The sequence below is a fragment of the Pseudoxanthomonas sp. GW2 genome (genome assembly GCF_000283075.1).
In the GTDB taxonomy this organism is placed as follows: domain Bacteria; phylum Pseudomonadota; class Gammaproteobacteria; order Xanthomonadales; family Xanthomonadaceae; genus Pseudoxanthomonas.
In genome coordinates, this window is sequence record NZ_ALIP01000062.1 from 1 (window position 1) to 1365 (window position 1365).

The following is a 1365-nucleotide window of genomic DNA, read 5'->3' on the forward strand; positions in this document are numbered from 1 at the left end:
AACGCGCGAACTCGCTGCATCGAAGTGAACCTGACCCCGTTATCGACCCCGTTATCGGCTAGCCCCGTTACCGGGACAGGATCCACTCCAGCGCGGCGTCCTTGCCCGCGCGGAACGACGCCCAGTCGGGATCGATGCGCTGGTCGGGATGGACGGTGTCGGCCCCGGACTCCGGCTGGAACCGGTACCGGAGCATCGAACAGGAGGCGCGAAGCCCCGAGTTCGGAAGCGTGAACAGGTGGTTCTCCTGGTAGCCGTTGGGCCGCCCACCCACGGGCTCGCCGACCAGGATGGCCTCCGTCTCCCGGCGGAAGTCGGTGATGTTGGTCATGCCGGCTGAGAACGCGCCGCGGCCCATGATCACGAACAGGTGTCCGGTCCGGTTCAGTCCGGGCTTGAAGATGAGCGGGTAGACGAGGTGCTCCCTGCCCCTGGTGTAGTTCCCACCCTGGTTCCAGCGCATATCGATGACCAGGCGCGTGGGCGCATGGCGCTCGACGAATTCCCAAAGCCGCGCGGACCGGGCCTTCAGGTCGTGGAAGGAGCGGAAGACCACATAGACCGTCTTCGAATCGGGCAGGTAGGTAAACCAGAGCCCCTCCTCCGGGTTCTGGAAGGGCAATGGCAGCGGGTCCGGGGCGACGTGGCCGACGCATCGGTGCCGGCAGGCACGGGCTGGACCCGCAGGGTGAAGCGGCGCCCGGCATCATCCTCGAAGGTGAAGTCCGCCGGCCCCGGTTCCGGTTGCGGAAGGACGCCCGCCGCGGCCAACGGCTCGACGCCCATGAGCTGCCTGGCGCTCGCGTGCAGCACATACCACCGGTTCTCGGCCTGTGGGACGAACTGCTGGATCCTGCGCTGGGCTTCCTCGATGGAGACCGGTCCGATCGCGACGATCCGGGCTCCCAGCGCCTCCCGGTATCCGGGAGCCGCGCGGATCACCCTGAACCCGTCCTCGAACCAGAAGCCTTCCAGCGGAAACCGCCCGTACACGCCCGACGTATCCACGAACGTGTGCCCGTCGCCAACAAGGGCCGCCAGGCGCTGCAGGCCCGCGACGACCTCGTAGTCCTTCATCGAGGGGATCCGCCCGCGCAGGTCGGAGACGGCCTGGTCGAACCCGGACTTGCCGGCGAAGTGGAACGGATCCCGGTGCCGGGTCGCGATCTCGTTGGCGAGGAAGTCGAGGTCTTCCTGCCACTGCTCCGCCGTCAGGTCCGGAACGGAAGACTCCGCATGCGCGAGTCCGCATGCCAGCAGCAGGAGGAAGAGCAGCTTCTTCATGGCTCCCTGGATACCACCGTCGCGGCCTGCGCAGTATGCGTAAGCTTCCCCGATCCGCAGACACCCCATAAGTAGAACTTT

The 1365-nt window shown here is 66.9% G+C and carries 2 protein-coding genes; both read right to left on the bottom strand.

Annotated features, from left to right (window positions below):
* Positions 1-67: 67 nt before the first annotated feature.
* Complete coding sequence (locus B351_RS0104660; RefSeq protein WP_019397887.1) at positions 68-556, bottom strand: hypothetical protein; 489 nt, start codon at positions 554-556, stop codon at positions 68-70.
* Positions 529-1284: a hypothetical protein gene (locus tag B351_RS0104665; protein ID WP_019397888.1), complete on the bottom strand. Its 756-nt coding sequence runs from the start codon at positions 1282-1284 to the stop codon at positions 529-531. Before B351_RS0104665 ends, B351_RS0104660 begins: the two co-directional genes overlap by 28 nt.
* Positions 1285-1365 lie beyond the last annotated feature (81 nt).

Bases quoted from the DNA above. Each gene is read 5' to 3' on its own strand.
- B351_RS0104665 (WP_019397888.1), bottom strand. From the start codon at position 1,284: ATGAAGAAGCTGCTCTTCCTCCTGCTGCTGGCATGCGGACTCGCGCAT.